Source organism: Microbacterium sp. B19(2022) (genome assembly GCF_012030385.1).
GTDB classification, from domain to species: domain Bacteria; phylum Actinomycetota; class Actinomycetes; order Actinomycetales; family Microbacteriaceae; genus Microbacterium; species Microbacterium oxydans_B.
This window is the reverse complement of record NZ_JAAUVO010000008.1, coordinates 35,519-50,354: the sequence shown is the minus strand read 5'-3', so window position 1 is coordinate 50,354 and position 14,836 is coordinate 35,519. Positions and strand designations below refer to the sequence as shown.

15 protein-coding genes and 1 tRNA gene are annotated in these 14,836 nt (G+C 69.3%); 5 read left to right on the top strand and 11 right to left on the bottom strand.

Features of this window, described 5'->3' with window-relative positions:
- Positions 1-29: 29 nt before the first annotated feature.
- Complete coding sequence (locus HCX50_RS08950; RefSeq protein ID WP_237682422.1) at positions 30-335, bottom strand: hypothetical protein; 306 nt, start codon at positions 333-335, stop codon at positions 30-32.
- A gap of 68 nt (positions 336-403) precedes the next feature.
- Between HCX50_RS08950 and HCX50_RS08945 the strand changes: the two genes are divergently transcribed.
- A complete protein-coding gene (locus tag HCX50_RS08945; protein ID WP_167633925.1) occupies positions 404-790 on the top strand; it encodes a DUF4307 domain-containing protein in 387 nt (128 codons plus the stop codon).
- A 96-nt stretch (positions 791-886) separates the two neighbouring features.
- Entirely contained in the window at positions 887-1,375 is a 489-nt protein-coding gene (gene greA, locus HCX50_RS08940; RefSeq protein WP_029262971.1) for a transcription elongation factor GreA, read from the top strand.
- A 69-nt stretch (positions 1,376-1,444) separates the two neighbouring features.
- Here the strand turns inward: greA and ilvA are convergent, their stop codons facing one another.
- Both ilvA and HCX50_RS08930 read right to left on the bottom strand, forming a co-directional pair.
- Complete coding sequence (gene ilvA / locus HCX50_RS08935; protein WP_091034280.1) at positions 1,445-2,674, bottom strand: threonine ammonia-lyase; 1,230 nt, start codon at positions 2,672-2,674, stop codon at positions 1,445-1,447.
- Positions 2,671-3,867, bottom strand: coding sequence for an AI-2E family transporter (locus HCX50_RS08930; RefSeq protein ID WP_205828950.1), 1,197 nt, complete (start codon positions 3,865-3,867; stop codon positions 2,671-2,673). The genes ilvA and HCX50_RS08930 overlap by 4 nt, the downstream gene beginning before the upstream one ends.
- Before the next feature lie 88 nt (positions 3,868-3,955).
- On the opposite strand from HCX50_RS08930, the gene HCX50_RS08925 reads away from it, so the two are divergent.
- Both HCX50_RS08925 and HCX50_RS08920 read left to right on the top strand, forming a co-directional pair.
- On the top strand, positions 3,956-5,212 hold the full coding sequence (locus HCX50_RS08925; RefSeq protein WP_167633923.1) for a DNA glycosylase AlkZ-like family protein: 1,257 nt from the start codon (positions 3,956-3,958) through the stop codon (positions 5,210-5,212).
- Positions 5,209-6,129: a hypothetical protein gene (locus HCX50_RS08920; RefSeq protein WP_167633921.1), complete on the top strand. Its 921-nt coding sequence runs from the start codon at positions 5,209-5,211 to the stop codon at positions 6,127-6,129. Before HCX50_RS08925 ends, HCX50_RS08920 begins: the two co-directional genes overlap by 4 nt.
- Positions 6,130-6,156: 27 nt before the next feature.
- On the opposite strand, the gene HCX50_RS08915 is transcribed toward HCX50_RS08920, so the two are convergent.
- From HCX50_RS08915 to HCX50_RS08905, 3 genes are all read right to left on the bottom strand, one after another.
- Positions 6,157-6,723 (bottom strand): LemA family protein, encoded by a 567-nt coding sequence (locus HCX50_RS08915; RefSeq protein ID WP_029262976.1) that lies wholly within the window; start codon positions 6,721-6,723, stop codon positions 6,157-6,159.
- A gap of 93 nt (positions 6,724-6,816) precedes the next feature.
- Positions 6,817-8,130, bottom strand: coding sequence for a D-arabinono-1,4-lactone oxidase (locus HCX50_RS08910; RefSeq protein WP_091034288.1), 1,314 nt, complete (start codon positions 8,128-8,130; stop codon positions 6,817-6,819).
- Positions 8,127-9,374: an alanine racemase gene (locus HCX50_RS08905; protein ID WP_091034291.1), complete on the bottom strand. Its 1,248-nt coding sequence runs from the start codon at positions 9,372-9,374 to the stop codon at positions 8,127-8,129. The genes HCX50_RS08910 and HCX50_RS08905 overlap by 4 nt, the downstream gene beginning before the upstream one ends.
- Before the next feature lie 87 nt (positions 9,375-9,461).
- Between HCX50_RS08905 and HCX50_RS08900 the strand changes: the two genes are divergently transcribed.
- A tRNA-Leu gene (locus HCX50_RS08900) sits at positions 9,462-9,534 on the top strand.
- 9 nt (positions 9,535-9,543) lie between these two features.
- Here the strand turns inward: HCX50_RS08900 and HCX50_RS08895 are convergent.
- The 5 genes from HCX50_RS08895 to HCX50_RS08875 all read right to left on the bottom strand — a co-directional run bounded on the left by HCX50_RS08895 (position 9,544) and on the right by HCX50_RS08875 (position 14,791).
- Positions 9,544-10,209: a DedA family protein gene (locus tag HCX50_RS08895; RefSeq protein ID WP_167633919.1), complete on the bottom strand. Its 666-nt coding sequence runs from the start codon at positions 10,207-10,209 to the stop codon at positions 9,544-9,546.
- Between the two features lie 6 nt (positions 10,210-10,215).
- Positions 10,216-11,112 carry a cation-transporting ATPase gene (locus HCX50_RS08890; RefSeq protein ID WP_167633917.1) on the bottom strand — a complete coding sequence of 299 codons (897 nt, stop codon included), beginning with the start codon at positions 11,110-11,112 and terminating at the stop codon, positions 10,216-10,218.
- 289 nt (positions 11,113-11,401) lie between these two features.
- Entirely contained in the window at positions 11,402-12,919 is a 1,518-nt protein-coding gene (locus tag HCX50_RS08885; RefSeq protein ID WP_167633915.1) for an FAD-dependent oxidoreductase, read from the bottom strand.
- 25 nt (positions 12,920-12,944) lie between these two features.
- Complete coding sequence (locus tag HCX50_RS08880; protein WP_167633913.1) at positions 12,945-14,252, bottom strand: S8 family peptidase; 1,308 nt, start codon at positions 14,250-14,252, stop codon at positions 12,945-12,947.
- Positions 14,249-14,791: a DUF501 domain-containing protein gene (locus HCX50_RS08875; protein WP_091034304.1), complete on the bottom strand. Its 543-nt coding sequence runs from the start codon at positions 14,789-14,791 to the stop codon at positions 14,249-14,251. The genes HCX50_RS08880 and HCX50_RS08875 overlap by 4 nt, the downstream gene beginning before the upstream one ends.
- Positions 14,792-14,836: the final 45 nt, after the last annotated feature.

Sequence of the window (14,836 nt, the reverse complement as noted above, 5' to 3'; positions counted from 1 at the left end):
CGCTCGGGCGCTCCGGCGCCCTGGGGCACTCAGCGTGCCGGCGGTTCTTCGCCCTCGTCGCGGGCGCCGGCGCCGTCGATCTCGGTCGATCCCGTCGTGCTCGTGTCGCCTTGGGCTCCGAAGGCGGCGCGTGCGGCTTCCTCGGCGTCGAGTTCCTCGCGCACCTCGTCGCGGTACCGGACGCGGCGGATCCGACGATTCATGTCCCAGATGAGCAGGATCACGGCGATCACGATCACCACGATCACGGCGAAACCGATGAACCCGGGGGTGACGGCCTCCGGCTTCACCGTCATGGACGGTGTCGGCATCGGGGTCTCGGTCAGAGCGAGCATGAATCGGCCTTTCGTACGCAGGTCGCATAACCTGGTACTACCAGCCTAACGACCGGGAAGACCCACCTGTGACGACCGCACAAGAGCTCGACGAACGCTATGGACGAACCCGACGGCGGCGGTGGCCGTGGATCGTCGGCGGCGGCCTCGCGCTGCTCGTGGTCGGTGCGTTCAGCTGGATGACCGTCGCGCAGTCCATGGCCTCCGTCGACGCCGACGATCTGGGCTTCACGCTCGTCGACGAGTACTCGGTAGAAGTGAGCTTCCAGGTCACCGGCGTGCAGGGCCGGGACGTCGTCTGCGCCCTCGAAGCCCTCGATGAGGAGTTCGGCGTGGTCGGCTGGAAGATCGTCGAGATCCCCGCCGGGGACAGTCACTCACAGGCGAAGTCGGTCACCATCCCGACGGTCGCCGAGGCCACGACAGGTTTGGTGAACACCTGCTGGGTCGCCTAGACTCGTGGCAGACATACGACGCCCCGGCACGAGCCGGGGCGTCTTGGCATATCCCCCGCAGCATGCCGGAGGGATCCCGAAAGAAGGAGCTTCGCCATGTCCACCGATGCTCAGGTTCCCTTCCTCACGCAGGAGGCTTACGACCGGCTCGTCGCCGAGCTGGAGCACCTGTCGACCGTGGGTCGCGATGAGATCGCCAAGCGCATCGAGGCGGCCCGCGAAGAAGGCGACCTCAAGGAGAACGGCGGATACCACGCCGCGAAGGATGAGCAGGGCAAGCAGGAGGCCCGCATCCGTACCCTCGAAGCTCTGCTGAAGACCGCCAAGGTCGGCGAAGCTCCCGCCAGCCGCGGGATCGTCGAGCCCGGCACCGTCGTCACCGCGCTCGTCGCCGGCGGTGAAGAGGTCTTCCTCCTCGGCAGCCGGGAGATCGCCGTCGGCAGCGACCTCGACGTCTACAGCGAGGCCAGCCCGCTCGGTCAGGCCATCCTCGGCCTCAAGGTCGGCGAGAAGTCGGCCTACGAAGCGCCCAACGGGCGTTCCATCAGCGTCGAGATCGTGAACGTCGAGACCTACGCGGGCTGACTTCCTACGCAAGAAGCGCCCCCGCATCCTCTCGGACGCGGGGGCGCTTCTGCGTGAGCGACCGTGTACCTAGTCGGCGACGATGATGGGCTCGAACCCGGCGCGGCGCAGAGTGTCGAGAGTGTGCTCCGAATGCTCCGGGCCGCGCGTCTCGACGCTGAGCTCGAGGATGACCTCGCTGATCTGCAGTCCGTGACCGTGCCTGGTGTGGATCGCCTCGATGACGTTCGCGCCCGCCCCGGCGATGAGGTCGGAGACACGGGCTAGTTGACCGGGGCGGTCCGGCAGCGGAACCCGGATCGTGAGGTACCGGCCCGATGCGGCGAGCCCGTGGGACACGACCCGCTGCAGGAGGAGCGGATCGATGTTGCCGCCCGAGAGCACAGCCATGGTCGTGCCGGTACCGGAGACCTTGCCGGCCATGATCGCGGCGACACCGGCCGCACCGGCCGGCTCGACCACGACCTTCGCCTGCTCCAGCAGGATCAGGATCGCCCGAGCGAGGTCGTCGTCGGAGACGGTGACGACCTCGTCGACGAGATCCTTGATGATGTCGAACGGAATGGCGCCGGGGCGTGCGACCAGGATTCCATCGGCGATGGTCGGTCGAGTGACGATGTCGACGGGCTCCCCCGCAGCGAGAGACGGGGGCACGGCGGCGGCGTTCTCGGCCTGCACGCCGACGATGCGAACGGTGCGCCCCAGCTCCGCGGCGCGCGCCTTCACGGCCGCAGCGACACCGGCGATCAGGCCACCACCGCCGATACCGAGCACCACGGTGTCGACGTCCGGGGCGTCTTCGAGCAGTTCGAGTCCGAGCGTCCCCTGCCCGATCACGATGTCGCGGTGGTCGAACGGATGGATCAGCACGGCACCGGTGCGCTCGGAGAACTCCGCCGCCAGACGCAGCGAGGTCGCCACGGTCTCGCCCTCCAGCACGACCTCTGCACCGTACCCGCGCGTGGCGAGAAGCTTGGGAACCGGAACGCCCAGCGGCATGAAGATGGTCGCGGGAATGCCGAGCGCCTGCGCCGCGAGCGCGACGCCCTGAGCGTGGTTGCCCGCGGATGCCGCGACGACGCCGCGCGAGCGCTCTTCAGCGCTCAGGCGTGACAACCGATACGCCGCACCGCGGATCTTGAAGGAACCCGTGCGCTGAAGATTCTCCATCTTCAGCAGGACGGGGCCTCCGTGAATGTCGGAGAGGGCTCGCGACGGCAGCGTCGGCGTGTGCGAGATCACCTCAGCCAGACTCTGAGCTGCTTGTTCGAACTCGGTCAGGCTGGGGACTGCACTCATCGATTCCTCCGTCTCCGCTCGCGCGGTACTGTGCTCCAGATAAGGTCTCCGCTCGGACCGACGCCGGTGCGCCAGGAACCCGAACTGATGGTCACGGCCGCGACGTTGACGAAGGCCGCCAGTGGAACGGCGAAGAGCGCTCCGGGGATGCCGGCGATCATCGCGCCACCCGCCACGACGAGCACGACCGCGAGCGGGTGCACCTTCACCGCAGAGCCCATCATGATCGGCTGCAGGATGTGGCCCTCGATCTGCTGGACAGCCAGCACGACCACGAGCATCCACAGTGCGATCCACGGCCCGTTGTAGACGAGTGCGAGGAACACGGCGACAGCGCCGGTCGCGACCGCACCCACGATCGGGATGAAGGAGCCGAGGAACACCAGCACGGCGACCGGAAGCGCGAGCGGCACCTGCAGCAGGAAGGCCCCGAGGCCGATGCCGATCGCGTCGATGGTGGCCACGAACAACTGAGTGCGGGCGTAGTTCACGATCGTCGCCCAGCCGTTTCGCGCAGCCCCGTCGACCGCCGGGCGGGCCTTGCGCGGGAAGATCTTCACGGTCCACCGCCAAATGCCGGCGCCGTCGGCGAGCAGGCAGATGAGGATGAACAACGACAGCAGCGCACCGGTGGCGACGTGACCCACGGTGGTGCCGATGGCCAGGGCACCCGTCCACAGCGCCTGCGTCTGCTCGTCGAGGAAGTCGAGGCCCTGCTGCAGATAGTCGGCGATCTGGGTGTCGGAGAGGTTCAGGGGGCCCTCGTGCAACCAGACCTGGAACTGGTCGAACGCCTCGGTCGAGCGCGCCTGCACGTCGGGCAGCTGGGCACGCACCTGCCAGACGACGAGCCAGAGCAGGCCGGTCACGATGGCCGCTGTCCCGATGAGCGAGATGGCGATCGCCAGCCAGCGAGGGAGTCCGCGACGCAGCATCCACGAGAACGCCGGCCACAGGAGCGCCGTGATGAGGATGCCGACCATCAGCGGGATGACCAGGAGCTTCAGCAGCATCACCAGCCAGATGAAGACGCCGATCGCTGCGGCGATGATCAACAGCCGCCAGGAGTAGCTCGCTGTGATCCGCAGCGACAAGGGCACCGCCTCATCGGCGTCGGTCGTCACGGTGCGGTCTGTGGACACCGGGCGCGGACGGAAGAAATCTCGCAGCCGGGGGCGCTGGTCCTCGCTCATCGCCCAAGTCTACGGTCAAGCCGTATTCCGTTCGACGCATCCTTCGCTGAGAACGGGCGATGTCGGCGCCCGGCGATACGCTGACGGCGTGACCGAGACCCTCAGCTCCACCCAGGCCCGGCGAATCGCCCTCGCCGCTCAGGGGTTCACCCGCGCCAGACCCGAGGCGGTCACCGCCCGCCACGTGCACCGGGTGATGGACCGCCTGGGGGTGCTCCAGATCGATTCGGTGAACGTGTTCGCACGCTCGCACTACCTTCCCCTGTTCTCCCGTCTCGGCTCCTACGACCCGGCGCTCCTCGACAGGGTCTTCCTCTCCCGCACCACCCACTACGTCGAGTACCTCGCCCACGAGGCGACGTTCATCCCGGTGGCGGACTGGCCGCTGTGGCGATTCCGCATGGACGACTTCCGGCGGAAGTGGGCGGATGAAGACTCGTGGATGAGCAACAACGCGCGCACGGTGCAGTGGGTGCAAGACGAACTGCGTGCGCGGGGTCCGCTGCGTCCCGCCGATCTGCGTGACGACGCGCCGCGGGAACGCGGAACATGGTGGGACTGGGACGAGGCCAAGCTCGCGCTCGAACACCTCTGGCGCACGGGTGATGTCGCCGTCAGCGGCCGCCGGGGCTTCGAGCGCACGTACGCCCTGGCCGAGCAGGTGATTCCAGACGGTATCCGGTCGCGGGAGATCTCCCGCGCCGAGGCGATCCTCGAGCTGACGCGTCGTGCGGCTCGCTCGAGCGGTGTCGCGACGCAATCCGACCTCGCCGACTACTACCGGATCCGTGACCGTGCCGCGGTCGCCCGATCGGTCACCGAGCTCGTCGATGCCGGGGAACTGCAGCCGGTTCAGGTGCGCGGGTGGGAACGCGGAGGCCGTCCTTTGCCCGCCTGGCGGCATCGCAACGCCGTTCTGCCGCGCAAGGTCGGAGCCGCAGCCGTTCTGACGCCCTTCGATCCGGTGGTGTGGTTCCGCGACCGGGCGCTGCGCATCTTCGACCTCGACTACCGCATCGAGATCTACGTCCCGGCTGAGAAGCGCCGGTTCGGCTACTACTCGCTGCCCGTGCTCGTCGGCGACCGCATCGTGGCGAGGGTCGACCTGAAGGCCGACCGCGCCACCTCGACACTGCAGGTGCAGTCCGCGTGGTGGGAGCCGCAGGCCCGGCCGGGCGATGCCGAGCCCGTCGCCGCGGAACTGGCCCTCGCCGCCGCTTGGCAGGGTCTGGAGCGCGTGTCGGTCTCTGGTTGGGGCGATGCCACGGCAGCGCTTCATGAGGCGCTGAGCGGCACGGGCGCGCAGGTGCACAGACACGTGCACGCCAGAGAGAATTCCCCGTGAGTCGGCGGCGCTGGTGGCTGATCGCCGGTGCGGTCGGCGTCGTCGTGCTCGTCGCCGGTGGCGTGTGGATCTGGCAGGCGACCGGCCGCCCCGCCACGGCGGAGGAGGCGGCGGCGGAGTACCTGCGCGCGCTCGAATCCGGTGACCCCGCAGCGGTGGAGGCCACTGGTGCCGTGATGCAGCAGGAGACGCTCGACGCGTTCTCCGACGCGACCGCACTCGTCCACGATGCGGAGGTGATCTCCGTCAGCGGAGACGACAGCGCGCCGGTCGGTGGTGTGACGGCGACGGCCGAGATCTCCTTCCGCCTGGCTGACGAGAAACACTCCGCAGAGCTCACGCTCTCCCCCATCGACGGACGGTGGGTGGTGGATGAGTCCGGGCGGGGTACCGTGACCGCCCGCCCCTCGGTCGGCTCATTCATCGCCATCGGGGAGCAGCTCCTACCCGCCGACGAGGCGACGGCGCTGTTGCCGGCGACCTACACCGTCGCCGCCGCACCGGTGTCGCTGCTCAGCGGAGAGACATCGGTGACCGTGCTCCCCGGCGACGAGACGGCCGTCGACATCGATGTGTCGGTACGCCCCGAGGCGACAGCCGCCGCGCAGAAGCAACTCGACGAGCACCTCGAGACGTGCGCGAAGCCCGGCACCGCCGCGCCCGAGGGCTGCGGAATCCGCATCCCCTGGGGCACCGAGTTCCGCGCAGTGTCGGAGTACCGATACCGCATCGAGAAGCTACCGACGCTGGCCCTGACCGGCACGGAGTTCTCGGCGGAGGGCGGCGGCCTGGTCACCACGGTCACCGGAACAGGGCAGGACGGCGCGAAGCGCGAGGCCACCTACCGGACCGAGACGTGGACCGTGCGCGGCGACGTGTCGTTCACCGCAGACGGCGTGGTGCTCAGCGCCTGGTGAGCGGGCCCCTGGTGAATGCGATTCGAATCAGAACTGCACGCGAGGCGGCTCGGAGATCGCACTGCTGTCGGCGACCTCGAAGAACTCCCGCTCGGTGAAGCCGAGTCCCTTGGCGAACAGGTTGTTCGGGAAGACCTTGATCTTGGTGTTGAGCTCGCGCACGCCACCGTTGTAGAACCGGCGCGCAGCCTGGATCTTGTCTTCGGTGTCGACCAGCGCCTGCTGCACCTGGAGGAAGTTCGTGCTCGCCTGCAGCTGCGGGTACGCCTCGGCGACCGCGAAGAGACTGCGCAGCGCCTGCTGGAGGTGTCCCTCGGCGATGCCTGCCTCACCGGGACCGCCGGCGGACAGCGTCTCGGCGCGTGCACGAGTCACGTTCTCGAAGACCGCCTTCTCGTGGGAGGCGTATCCCTTGACCGTCTCGATGAGGTTGGGGATGAGGTCGGCTCGTCGCTTCAACTGCACCGTGATGCCGCTCCACGCCTCGTCGACGCGTACCTTCAGCTGCACCAGCGAGTTGTACGTGGCCCACAGATAGATGCCGGCGAGCAGGATCACTCCGACAACGATCAGTACCGGCACGAGCCATTCCATCAGAGGCCCACCCTTCCTCGTGTTTCTCTCATCCTAGACGCGCACCCTGCACGTGGACTGGGCGCGCGGCCCGGGTTGCGGTCCCGAACCGTGTCAGGCTCCGAGTACCCGTTCGAGATAGCGATTCGTGAAACGCCGCTCCGGATCGAGACGGTCGCGGAGCGCGACGAAGTCGTCGAATCGCGGATAGCGCTCGCGCAGCGCCTCGTCCGTCAACGTGTGCAGCTTGCCCCAGTGCGGCCGTCCCCCGAACTCGAGCATGATCTCCTCCACCGCGTTGAAGTACTCCGTGGGGTCGGCGCGCCAATACCGGTGCACGGCGATGTAAGCGCTCGGCCGCCCGTGCGCCGTCGACAGCCACAGGTCGTCTTCCGCCGCGAAACGCACCTCGATCGGGAACTCGATCCGCCACCCGCGCTGAGCGATGAGGGCGCGGACCGCCTGGAACGCCGGCACGACGTTCTCGGCCGGGAGCGCATACTCCATCTCACGGAACCGCACGGTGCGGCTCTGGATGAGCACCCGATGCGACTGCTCGGTGAACTCGCGGTCTCCGGTGAGCTTGACCGCCAATCTGCTGAACGGCGGCGTCATCGCCGGAACGACCTGCCCCGCGGCGCACACGACACGGTAGACCCCGTTGGAGAGAAGCGTCTCATCGATCCACCTGCCCACGACGGGGAGCGGCTTGCGTACCGTCGACTCGGGCAGTCGCGTCTGACGCTTCGTCAGTGCCACCTCGGTATGCGGGAACCAGTAGAACTCGAAGTGGTCCGACGAAGCCACACGTTCATCGAGCGTGGCGAGCACGTCGTCGAGCGGGGCCGGCTCGTCGATGGCGTGCATGACGAACGCCGGTGTGCACTGCAGCGTCACCTCGACGATGATGCCGAGAGCGCCGAGCCCGAGCGCGACAGCAGGCAGCAGCTCGCTCTCGTGCTCGTCGTCGATGCGGAGGAACTCTCCGGCGGCGGTGACCATGGTGATGCCGACGACCTGAGTCGCCAGGCCGCCGAACCGAGCGCCGGTGCCGTGGGTTCCGGTCGAGATCGCTCCCGCGATGGACTGGCGATCGATGTCGCCCAGGTTCTCCATGGCGAGCCCATAGGGCGCGAGCAATCCGGGGACGCGGTGCAGCCGGGTGCCCGCGAGGAGGGTGACGCGGCCGGTGGCCGCATCCGCCGAGACGAGTCCCTGCAGGTCGTCGAGCTCCAGCAGGACACCGGGTGCGACGGCGATGCCGGTGAAGCTGTGCCCCGCTCCCACAGCCTTCACGCTGAGACCGTGCTTCACCGCCGCGATCACCGCGCGCTGCACGCCTTCGGGGCTGCGCGGACGCTCCACGCGCACGGGGCGCACCGAGGCCGACCGGCCCCAGTTCTGCCAGGAGCCGCCGATTCTCGTCACAGGAACGCCTTTCCCTCGCCGCGGTAGGTGGGGAGCTCATCGATGACCTGCTCCCCCGAAACCAGGTGGTAGCGCTCGATGCGCTCCGCGGGCTCACCGCTCTTCGCATGCCGGAACCAGACCCGGTCTCCCACGCCCAACGACGTGGCGGCGGGGCCCTGCAGCGGCGTCTGCACCTCACCGGCGGCCTCGCGCCCGAGTGTGCGGAGCCCTTCGGGCCACACCGGACGGGGCTGACGGGAGGCGAGCGCAGGGCCGGAGGCGATCCAGCCTCCTCCGAGCACGGTGGCGATATCGGCGGCCGGACGGCGCACCACATCGAAAGCGAAGGCTGAGGCCGGGGCGGGACGGAACGAGCGGTAGCCGTCGAACAGATGGCCGCCGAGCAGCCCGCTCCCGGCACTCGCCTCGGTGAGCGACTCGTCGCTGCCGGTGAACTCGAGCGAGCCCGTGCCCCCACCGTTGAGGATCTCCAGCGGGGCGATCGCACCGACGGCGGCGACGATGGCCGCCCGTCGCTCGCGCAGCTCGTTCCTCGACCTCGCCTGCACCACGCGGATCAGCGGCGCGTCGGCCCCGGCATCATCGCCCTGTCCGGCGATCTGCGCGTCGTACATCTGCAGTCCGACGAGGCGGAAGCCGGGACGCGCGACCACCTTGCGGGCGAAGCCGGCGACCTCACCGGCAGTGAAGAGCGCCGAGCGGCGCACGCCGATGTGGCCGAGGAGGGACGATCGCCAGGAGGCGTCGACATCGATCGCGACGCGGATCTCGGGGCGCGAGGCGGGACCTGCGACGCTGTCGATCAGGTCGAGGTGGACGAGATCGTCGACCATCAACGTGATGCGCTGCGCCGCACGTTCATCGGCGAAGAGCCGTTCCAGGCCCGCACGATCCACCGTCGGGTAGCCGAGCATGATGTCGTCATGCGTCTCGGCGAGCCACAGCGCCTCCTCGAGCGTGAACGCGAGGATGCCGCGGAATCCGGGCAGCTTCAGCACCGCATCGAGCACGGCGCGCACGCGCACCGACTTCGAGGCGACTCGGATGGGGAGTCCGCCCGCGCGCACTAACAGGTCCATCGCGTTGTAGCGGAGCGCCTCGCGATCGATCACCCCGACCGGCGCCGGCAGGTGTCCGGTCGCGGCGGAGAGGCGTGGCCAGTACCGCGCCGGACCTTCCCACTCCGGGGCGATCGCGGGCGCACCCTGGACGGGGCTCAGTTCGTCGATGAGGTCGAGCACTCCCCCACCCTAAGGCTTTCTCGTACTCCGGATCATCCCCTGCGGCACCGGGTCGCAGCCACCGCTCGGCGATAGGCTGGCGACGCGGCCCCCGTAGCCCAATGGCAGAGGCAGGCGACTTAAAATCGCTTCAGTCTGGGTTCGAGTCCCAGCGGGGGCACTCCGCTTCTCACTTCTCGCCGTCGGCAACCGCCCTCCGCTCTCCCGCGGCCTCGCGCACTCGCCGGGCCACCAGGACGACGAGGGCGATCACGATGGCCGTGTAGACGGCGTAGTCGAGGTATCCCAGGTACTGCTCCAGCTGCTCGTGCTGCGTGCCGAGGGCCGCACCGACACCGAGGAGCAGAGCGTTCCAGGCGCCGCTGCCGACGATCGTGTAGATGCTGAAGTTGACGAGATTCATTCGCGATGCCCCGGCGGGGATGGAGATGAGACTGCGCACACCCGGGACCATCCGCCCCACCAGCACCGTCCAGCCCCCGCTGCGCGTGAACCAGTCGGCGCCCCGCTCCAGGTCCGAGCGGCTCACCAGCCGGGTCGCCGCCAGCAGCCGCACCGCCCGTTGCATGCCGATCGCCGCGCCGAGCCCGTACAGCAGCAGGGCTCCCAGCCAGGAGGCCAGCGTGCTCCAGAAGATGAGCCAGCCCAGGTTCAGCTCTCCACTCTGGCTGAGGTATCCGGCGAAGGGCAGGATCACCTCGCTCGGGATCGGCGGGATCAGCACCTCGAGGAAGACGAGCACGCCGACCCCGACGTCGCCGAGGGAGGTGAGCACGTCGGCCGCGAATCCGGTCAGACCGGTGAAGCCGTGTTCGGCGTCGGTTGCAAAGAACATCCGAGCTCAGCGTCCGAACAGATCGCCGATGCCCGGGATGCCGAGGTCCCCGAGTCGCTCGCCCCATCCGGTGGCCGCCTCGCCGAGGCCGGAGGCTGCCTCCCCCGCGGAGCCCATCAGGTCGCCTGCCCCGCCGGCGAGCGACTCGACATCGATGCCCTCGGCCAGCGCGCCGAAGTCGACGCCGATGTCCGCGGCCTGCTCCAGAAGCGGACCGGCCACCGTGCTGAGCACCGCACCACCGGCAACCGCGCCGAGGAGTCCGACCGCCGCACCGCCTGCAGCAACCGCAGCACCACCGGCACCCGCGCCGCGCACGCGCGACAGGAGTCCGCGCATCCGCCCCGGCTTCATGGCCTCGGCCCGCCCGGCCGCGCGCGCGAGATCGTCCGGCGACGAAGACCTCGGACGCTCCCCCGGCTCGAGCTCCTGCCGCATCCGCGCCTCGACGAGTGTGCGCTGCACGGGCGTCAGGCGGGCGAATGCCTCACGGTGAATCTGCTCGACGCGCTGCGGGTCGGCTGTCTGCAGCAGGTAGTCGTAGCGCGCGATGGCCGCTCGATCGGCGTCGGATGCCGCAGGGGCTGTGCGCGAGGATCCGGCTACCGGCGGCGCGTAACGATCCCGCGGAGGAGTCGAACCGGCCCTGACGCTCGGAGCACCGGGTGCCGGCGGCGCGTAGGGATCCGCCCCCGCGGTCCGTGCGCTCTGGTCTGCGCGAGGGGTTCCCTCCGCCGGACCGCGGACCGCGTCCACGGCACCACGGAGCATCCCTCCCCAGTCCGTCGACCGGGAACCGTCCTGCGAGCGGGGACCGCCCGCCGAGTGGTCGCTGCGTCCGGACCCGGCATTCTTCTCGAGCGCGTCGGATGCCATTCCGATCAGTCGGGAGAGCTTTCCCATGGGTGTCCCTTTCGTGGTGCGGGCCACCGGGGATTCCCACGTCGAAGCGACGGCAGGGGTTACTCGGCACCCCGCGATGCGGGTGCCAAGGTCTCCTCCACCCTCACGGGCCAGCGGGCCGGAGCACGATCTCGTGCTCGTAATGACGACGACGCTGCAGACGGGAGTACTCCCCTTGCTGCTCCCAAGGTAATGGCTGTACCTGTGCATCGCCCCGAAGCCGCACCGACGAAAAGACGATCGGCCCCGGCGCAGAGCGCGCGGGGCCGATCGTCTGACAGAAGTGCGACTACTTCGCGGTCGCCTCAGCGGGCTCGGCGGCGGTCTTCGAGGGAGCCTTCTTCGCCGCGGGCCTCTTGGCCACCGGCTTCTTGGCTGCCGTCTCGGCCGCAGCATCTCCCGATGCTGCCTTCGCCGTCGTCTTCTTGACGGCCGGCGCGGACTTCGCAGCCGGCGCAGCGTCTGCGACGGGCGCCGCGGGAGCTGCCGGCCGCGGACGCGCGGCGAACTCCTCGAACACGTAGCGCGGGTTCTGCACCGTCTCGAGGTTCACCAGGTCGCGACCCAGCCACAGGTTGTTCCACCAGCCCCAGATCACGCGGAACTTGCGCTCCCACGTGGGCATCGCGAGGCCGTGGTAGCCGCGGTGCGCGACCCAGGCCACGAAGCCCTTGAGGGCGATCTTGCCGGACTGGAAGACACCGTTGTACAGGCCGAGACCTGCGACAGCGCCCATGTTCTTGTGGAAGTACTCCTTGGGGTTCTCGCCCCGGAGGACGGCCACGAGGTTCTTCGCGAGGAGCTTCGCCTGACGCACCGCGTGCTGAGCGTTCGGCACGCAGAAGCCGCCGACGCCACCGCCCGAGAGGTCGGGCACTGCCGACACGTCGCCCGCAGCCCAGGCGCCCTCGACGAAGGCCTCCGGCGTGCCGACGCGCAGGTCGGCGCGGGTCTGGATGCGACCGCGCTCCTCGACCGGGAGGTCGCCGCCGCGAACGACGGTCGGGTTCGCCATGACACCCGCGGTCCACACGATGACATCGGTCGGGATGACCTCGCCCGTGGAGAGCTCGACGTTGCCGTCGACCGCGCTCGTCAGCTGCGTGTCGAGGTGCACGTTGGCACCGCGCTTGGCGAGGTCCTTGAGCACCCACTCGCTGGTCTGCAGCGAGACCTCGGGCATGATGCGGCCCATCGCCTCGATGAGGTGGAAGTGGGTGTCTTCGAAGCTGATCTGCGGGTACTTGCCCACCAGCGCGGAGGCCAGCGAACGCAGCTCGGCGAAGACCTCGATACCGGCGAACCCGCCGCCGACGACGACGACGGTCAGCAGACGGTCGCGCTCGGGTCCGGCGGGGAGCGCGGCGGCCTTGTCGAAGTTCGACATGACCTTGTCGCGGATCGCGACGGCTTCCTCGATGGTCTTCAGCCCGATGGCGTTGTCGGCGATGCCCGGGATCGGGAAAGTGCGGGAGACGGCTCCCGCGGTGACCACGATCTGGTCGTAGGCGAACTCGTACGGCTCGCCGACGGGCGGCGTGATCGTGGCGACCTTCTGCGCGTGGTTGATGTTCGTCACCTTGGCGGTGAGGACGTGGGTGCGCTTGAGGTGACGGCGGTGGGCGACGACCGAGTGACGTGCCTCGATCGAGCCGGCGGCTACCTCGGGCAGGAACGGCTGGTACGTCATGTACGGCAGCGGGTCGACCATGGTCACGTCGGCCTCACCCTTGCGGAGGTGCTTCTCGAGCTTCCACGCGGAATAGAAGCCTGCGTACCCTCCGCCGACGATCAGAATCTTGGGCACAGTGCTGTTCTGAGGCACAGAAGAACTACTCCTCGGAGTCGGGGATTTGGCGTACGGAAACGCGCGCCGATCGGATGCGCCGGGCAGCTGCGGTGACGCCAAGCGCTATCAGGATACCAGGCACCGTGAGCGCGATGAGCGGCAGGGTACCGTAGCGCAGGGAATCGGCGCTGGGAAGCAACGGTGAAGCGACGTCGGTCGGCGCATCGGCCGCGGGCAGAGGGGGCACGGCCACCGGAGTCATCGAAGGCACGGGCTGCGGCTCGGATTCCGCGCGACGGAAGTAGCGGATCCATTCCGCGAGGTCGCCCATGGGGTTCGCACTCACCGGGGCGATGTTCGCGGAGATCGCTGCGGCCGCGTCCACCAGCCCGTAGCCGTACAGCGGATCCTGCGGCTTGACGGCGTCCGGCACCGGTATCGCGGTCTTGATGATGCGGTTGATGACGTCGATGGCCTTGATGTCGGGGTGCGCGGAACGGATCAGTGCGGCGACCCCCGCGACGATGGGTGCCGCGCCGCTCGTGCCACGCCAGCGCTCGACCTTGCCGTCGGCGGAGACGCCGATCAGGCCCTCGCTGGGTGCGGAGATCCCGATCGTGATGCCCTGGGTGGAAGCCTCGACGCTCGCCGTGCCGGTCTGGTCCACGCCGCCCACTGTGAGCACGCCGGGGATGGTCGCAGGAGCACCGATGATGTTCGTGCCGCTCCCCCGGTTGCCCGCGGCGACGACGACCACCACGTCGTGCTCGAACGCGTAGAGGAACGCATCATCCCAGCTCTCGTCCCAATCGAGTGTGTTCGTCGTGAACGAGAGGTTGATGATGTCGGCGCCGTGGTCGACCGCCCAGCGCATGCCCTTCGCGACCTGCTCCGTGAACGGCACGGCGGCGGCTGCGCCGAACCCGACCGAGATCGAGAGGAGATTGGCCTCCGGCGCGACGCCGATCATGCCGGTCCCGTCGGCCGCGCCGCGTCCGGCGGCAAGCGAGGCCACCCAGGAGCCATGGTTTCCGTCGATCGCGCCCAGCGGCGTCCGTCCGTCCGGCGTGCCGGCACCCGAGACATCCGTGCCGCCGACCACGGCGTCGCCGAACACCTCGGGCACCTTGCCGATGCCGGTGTCGATCACGGCGATCGTCACGCCCTTGCCGCGGGTCGTCTGCCATGCCTCGCGGATCCGCGCCCCGTCGAGCCAGTACTCCGACGCACGGGTCGGATCGGACGGGTCGTCCGGGATCGGGGGCGGCGTCGCGGTGGCGCCGAGGAGCAGCACAGACGCCGCGACCACCATCATGGCGGCGGCGCTGCGCAGCGTCCGTCGGGCTGTCATGCCGGTGACGCCGCCGCTTCGCGCTGCGCGGCGCCGGGGTCTTCGCACCGGCACACGTCGGGCGACCAGGATGACCGCGCCAGCGCGGCATCGCCGATGGGGTTCACGCCAGGACCGGCTGCGAGAGCATGCCCCGCCAGTGCGTGCAGGCACTTCACACGCGTCGGCATCCCTCCGGCGGAGATGCCGTCGATCTCGGGCACCTCCCCGAACTGCGTCCGATCGGCGAGGTAGGCCTCGTGCGCGGCGAGGTAGGCGGCCGCGACGTCTTCGTCGTCGGCCAGGAGCGCCGCGAGCTCCGGCATCACCTGGTTGGCCTCGAGGGTCGACATCGCGGCCGTGGCAGCCGGGTGCGTGAGGTAGTAGAACGTGGGGAACGGGGTGCCGTCCGGAAGGCGCGGCGTCGTCGCGACCACCGTGGGGTTGCCGCATGCGCAGCGAGCTGCGATGCCGACCACACCCCGGGCAGAACGACCGAGCTGGGCCGAGACGACGGCGAGCTCGGCGGGCGTGGGGGCGGGGAACGGCGGCGTGGTCACCCCTCCAGCGTAGGGGAGCCGGCCGAGAGGATGCTCGGAGCGAAC

What these genes read in the sequence shown, in the direction of transcription:
- HCX50_RS08950 (WP_237682422.1), bottom strand. Translation starts at nt 335, where the DNA reads ATGCTCGCTCTGACCGAGACCCCGATGCCGACACCGTCCATGACGGTG.
- greA (WP_029262971.1), top strand. Translation starts at nt 887, where the DNA reads ATGTCCACCGATGCTCAGGTTCCCTTCCTCACGCAGGAGGCTTACGAC.
- ilvA (WP_091034280.1), bottom strand. Translation starts at nt 2,674, where the DNA reads ATGAGTGCAGTCCCCAGCCTGACCGAGTTCGAACAAGCAGCTCAGAGT.
- HCX50_RS08930 (WP_205828950.1), bottom strand. Translation starts at nt 3,867, where the DNA reads ATGAGCGAGGACCAGCGCCCCCGGCTGCGAGATTTCTTCCGTCCGCGC.
- HCX50_RS08915 (WP_029262976.1), bottom strand. Translation starts at nt 6,723, where the DNA reads ATGGAATGGCTCGTGCCGGTACTGATCGTTGTCGGAGTGATCCTGCTC.
- HCX50_RS08895 (WP_167633919.1), bottom strand. Translation starts at nt 10,209, where the DNA reads ATGTTCTTTGCAACCGACGCCGAACACGGCTTCACCGGTCTGACCGGA.
- HCX50_RS08890 (WP_167633917.1), bottom strand. Translation starts at nt 11,112, where the DNA reads ATGGGAAAGCTCTCCCGACTGATCGGAATGGCATCCGACGCGCTCGAG.
- HCX50_RS08880 (WP_167633913.1), bottom strand. Translation starts at nt 14,252, where the DNA reads ATGACAGCCCGACGGACGCTGCGCAGCGCCGCCGCCATGATGGTGGTC.